This window comes from Nocardia sp. CY41 (assembly GCF_009829325.1).
Lineage (GTDB): Bacteria > Actinomycetota > Actinomycetes > Mycobacteriales > Mycobacteriaceae > Nocardia.
Genome location: NZ_VUOS01000087.1, coordinates 1 through 4006, shown reverse-complemented (window position 1 = coordinate 4006; position 4006 = coordinate 1). Strand labels below are relative to the sequence as shown.

The 4006-nt window shown below is 63.4% G+C and carries 6 protein-coding genes and 2 pseudogenes; 3 read left to right on the top strand and 5 right to left on the bottom strand.

The window, feature by feature from the left end; all coding sequences use genetic code 11:
* Positions 1–163 precede the first annotated feature (163 nt).
* Positions 164–310: pseudogene (locus tag GVY64_RS39380) on the bottom strand (IS3 family transposase); the annotation flags it as partial.
* Between the two features lie 26 nt (positions 311–336).
* On the opposite strand from GVY64_RS39380, the pseudogene GVY64_RS38540 reads away from it, so the two are divergent.
* Positions 337–525 (top strand): annotated as a pseudogene (locus GVY64_RS38540) (IS3-like element ISPfr13 family transposase); the annotation flags it as partial.
* On the opposite strand, the gene GVY64_RS36570 reads toward GVY64_RS38540, so the two are convergent.
* The 4 genes from GVY64_RS36570 to GVY64_RS36555 all read right to left on the bottom strand — a co-directional run bounded on the left by GVY64_RS36570 (position 461) and on the right by GVY64_RS36555 (position 2516).
* Complete coding sequence (locus GVY64_RS36570) at positions 461–922, bottom strand: transposase (protein ID WP_159851230.1); 462 nt, start codon at positions 920–922, stop codon at positions 461–463. The pseudogene GVY64_RS38540 and the gene GVY64_RS36570 sit on opposite strands and share 65 nt — an antisense overlap.
* Before the next feature lie 279 nt (positions 923–1201).
* Entirely contained in the window at positions 1202–1540 is a 339-nt protein-coding gene (locus GVY64_RS36565; protein WP_159851228.1) for a CopG family transcriptional regulator, read from the bottom strand.
* Positions 1537–1818, bottom strand: coding sequence for a hypothetical protein (locus tag GVY64_RS36560; RefSeq protein ID WP_159851227.1), 282 nt, complete (start codon positions 1816–1818; stop codon positions 1537–1539). Before GVY64_RS36560 ends, GVY64_RS36565 begins: the two co-directional genes overlap by 4 nt.
* A gap of 401 nt (positions 1819–2219) precedes the next feature.
* Complete coding sequence (locus GVY64_RS36555) at positions 2220–2516, bottom strand: hypothetical protein (protein ID WP_159851225.1); 297 nt, start codon at positions 2514–2516, stop codon at positions 2220–2222.
* Positions 2517–2722: 206 nt separating this feature from the next.
* Between GVY64_RS36555 and GVY64_RS36550 the strand changes: the two genes are divergently transcribed.
* A complete protein-coding gene (locus tag GVY64_RS36550) occupies positions 2723–3244 on the top strand; it encodes a hypothetical protein (protein ID WP_159851223.1) in 522 nt (173 codons plus the stop codon).
* Between the two features lie 3 nt (positions 3245–3247).
* Complete coding sequence (locus GVY64_RS36545) at positions 3248–3733, top strand: hypothetical protein (RefSeq protein WP_159851221.1); 486 nt, start codon at positions 3248–3250, stop codon at positions 3731–3733.
* Positions 3734–4006: the final 273 nt, after the last annotated feature.

The following is a 4006-nucleotide window of genomic DNA, read 5'->3' as shown; positions in this document are numbered from 1 at the left end:
GGTAGTCGCCACGGTGATCGACCACCAGCCGGACAGCTTTGGCCCTGGTCGCGGCGTCGTACTTGCTTGGCATGATCTTGCCCATCCTCCCAAGAAAGAGGGTGAGCACAAAAACCGGGGCGATTCATCTTGAACCGTCACGAGTAAGAGACCGGCTTCGGTTTCAGACCAGCGCCGGTCGGCGTGGTAGTTGTCGAGCGTAGTAGGCAGCCTCGTATTCCGCTGGGGTCAAGTAGTCCAGGCGGGAATGCAGGCGGGCGTTGTTGTACCAGTCGCACCATTCCATGAGCGCGAACTCGACCTCGGTGAGAGTCTTGAACGGGCCGTGCCGGTTGAGTGGTCCGCGACGGTCGACATCGCACCACGATCGCCGGGAAGGAGCCGGTCATCGTCCGCGCCCCGGACCTTCTCGACCGCGATTTCACCGCGTCCGAGCCGAATCGCAAATGGGTCACCGATTTCACTTATGTGCCCACATGGAGCGGGTTCGTGTACGTGGCGTTCGTGATCGACTGCCGCGGGCAACCAGGTCACGGAAGAACGCCAGCCAGCCGGCACCGTCCTCGCCGGAGGTGACCTCGACGCCGAGCAGGTAGCAGGTCGCCACCACGCTGGAGGGCTCGTTCGGCGCGTTTGCGGCGTTCGAACAGCCAATCCGGAAGTAGCTGCCCGACCGTAATTTCGGGATGGCGACATCGATCGTGCCGACTCGGGTATCGAAATCGCGGTGCCGGTAACCGTTACGAGAGTTGACCCGCTGCTGGCTGCATTCACCGTAGTCAGCGCCGCACATCGCATCCGCTTCGGCGCTCATCAGTGAGTGAACGACCGTCGACAGCATCTCCCGCAGCAGGTCGGGGCTGGTTGCGGCGAGCTGCTCGGCGAACGACTTGCCCGGGTCGATAGGCTCGATCCCGGTCATCGCGTGAACTTTCCCTTCGTTGAGCTTGGCGGTTCAGGAAGGATCACGCGGTGACCGCCCACTCTCCGGCTACGACACGCTCACATAGTCGCTACGGAGTCGCTGATACACCACTCTGCTGGACGCAACCTCGCATATGATGGGCGTGACCGCGATCGTCAGCGGCCCGCGGGCACGTCGGTAGTACGTGAGGGAGGAAGACCCAGACACCGGTAGATGCCACGCTGAAACGCGCAACCAGTCGGCCGGCGTCGGCCCGCAGGACCATCACGGCTGTGGTCAGGCGGTCCGTCGCGGCGGGATAGAGGCCAGAGCACGCAGCGCATCCGCACGAGAAATGGGCTGATCCTCAGAAAGTTCAGCCAACTGAATGGATGCCCAATCCCGAAGCAGGTCCGACCGGGTGACGCCGCGGGCATCGGCCTCGGCGTTGATGCGCTTATCCAGGTCCACCGGCAAGCGCACGGACCGGACAACCATCACCTTGCTTGCCTCGTCCTCGGTCAGCACCGGCGGTGCTTCGTCCTCGGGAACGTCGTCCCAGATCAAATCGGTGGCGTCCATCAAGGCGTCCACCTGCTCAGGCGTTGGGGCCAGGTAGTGCTGTTGCTTGGTCATCGGCGGGTCTCCTCCCACTGCTCGAACTCGGCCAACTCGGCACCGTTGAGGTCCCGAGCCGCAGCTATATGCCATTGCCAGGCCGATGCCTGATACACGGCCACCTTCAGCGGCCGCCCGGCATTTGTGCGACCCCAAATGGTCAGGATGGACGCACCAGTGCGATCACGTCCGCGCCGCGGCCAGCGTGGACGTTTCCCGGTCAGGACCTGCATCACTTCCCACGGCTCGATACCGCGCAACCGATCCAAAGCCCATTCCGGCCAGTCGTAACCCACACTTCCATCGTAGTACGGCGTCATACGCGCGTCATACGCGCCGCGTGAACTTGTTACGAATCGGTACGCGTAAGAGCGCGGGCGGGGACCCACTGCCGGGCCTCGACACAACCGCTGCTCCCGCCAGGAATCAGAATCGAATCAAGCCCAGCAGCGAGCCGTCGACGCAGCGCGTCCAGGCGTACAGCGCCCCGGCACCGTCCTCGCGATGTCGAGACCTGCGGATTTGGCGCGCAGCGACACTTGGTCACGGCCGAAGAGGCCCGGGGAGGTGAGTACATCGGCCAGGTCAACGAGCACAGGGTATCGGCGGATCGACGACGCGCCGCAGCGGCGCCGAGAAGCCATCGGCCCAACGTTCGAACACACTTGCGATGCAGTCATGGACTGGTCGGTTTGTTTCACAAGAAGGGCTCGTTGTCGTGAAGGCAGGGGACCGAGTTCTGCTCGTGGCAGGTGGCGCGTCGGTAGTCGAAATGCACGAGATCGATGAGGACTTTGCCGTCGTCGAATCCATCCAGAAAGTCGCGCCAGGCCGCTACCCGTTCAGCAGTGCTGGGCTGCTGCACGATGAGGTGACAGTGGTGACCTGCCGCATCGTTCGGGTTCGCGGGAACTGTGGGGGCGTTGGGATATGCCGGAGCGGGAGTGCCCGACAGGAACGGATCGGTTCCGGCAGCCGCGCGGGCCTGTTTCACAATGATCGAGGTCGCTGCGGTGCATGCCGGTCATCGACTGGGCGAACTCGGTCACGAGCCGGGCCAGCTCGTTCATCTCTGGACAGGCGGAGAGGAACTCGTCGAGCGGTCTGAACCCAGGATCAGTGCCATGCGTGTCATACCTGCCCAGTATCTTGGTGGCAATGTACAGCAGCCCCACGACGTTATCGAGGACCGGACAGAGGATGACCATGTACACCGTCGTGATCGTGCGGGGCGATTCGCAGGACACCGCGACAAGAACTCGGATGACGCTGCGCATAGACACCGGTCACCCGGGGCCGCGCGTGACCGGTGTGTCCGTTACATCGGAGGCGCCGGAAGGCCTGACGTCGGCCAATTTTCCCGATATCGATCTCGCCGCGATCGTTCGAGCATTGGCGTCCAGAGTGTTCGGTGGCGGTGAGCGATCCGAGCTCGCGTTATTCGACGGCTGTGCCGCGGCCGCTGCGCCGGGCCCGTCGTCCGAAGGGGTCAAAACGAGCCGAGCGGAGCATGCCCGGCTGCGGCAGGGGAATGTCGTCGATGCGTCGGCGGGCCGGGCTTACCGCAAAATGCCCGCCCCGGATGAGTTGCGTGCGAACTACGCGAGAATCGGCACCGTCACCGGGCTGGCAAAATACTACGATGTGCCCCGGCACACCGCGCAGGGCTGGATTGGCAGGCTTCGGAAGCTTGGTGATGCGAGCACCCAGGCGGCGGAGTAGACCATGGGAAAGCTGTACAGGATCAGTATCGCGGAAGCGGACTCGCCCGATATCGTGACCGCCACGGTTGAGCTCGACGGAAATTGTGCGCGGATCGTCGAGGTGCGAAGCGGCGGCGGCGATTCTCCCGTTCCATTCGAATTGGGCGAAATCGACTTCTCCTTGCTGGTGCGAGCCGCGGCGGTTTTCTGGGCTGCGCCGGAGACGCCTTCGAAGGCAGACGAAGTGATCGCCCCGGCGACCGCGCCTCCGATCGAGAGTGTGGAGCAGCCCGGCACTGGGGCGATCGCGAAACCGGCGCGTGGTGAGCGGCTTGAGAAGAACGGAATGCCCTCGGATTTTCCCATAAACTTCTGGCGCCTGGGCAGCGTCCCGAAGGTAGCTAAACACTACGCCGTTCCGCACCATATTGCGCAAGACTGGATCAAGACGCTCCAGCGCGAAGGCAAAGCCGGTAGTCGATGGCCGAAGAAGAGTAGTCGGCCGTGACCGCGCCGATGTGAATTCGGATCCACTCCGTTTCCAAGGCGCAGATCAGGCGGGTCCTGCTACCAGATGCAGTTCCCGGCTGAATCCGTTGTAGCGGGTCAAGTCGAATGGCGTGGTGTATCGGGGTGGTGCCGCACTTGGGAGCCCCTAACAGGTTCGGTTGAGTGGCGGTGATTCTCGTTGCGGTGCAGTATGTTTCGTCGTGGCGGCCCCGTGGATCGTGGAAGACGAGTTGTGGACAGTGATCGAACCGCTACTGCCGGTCCGGGCACC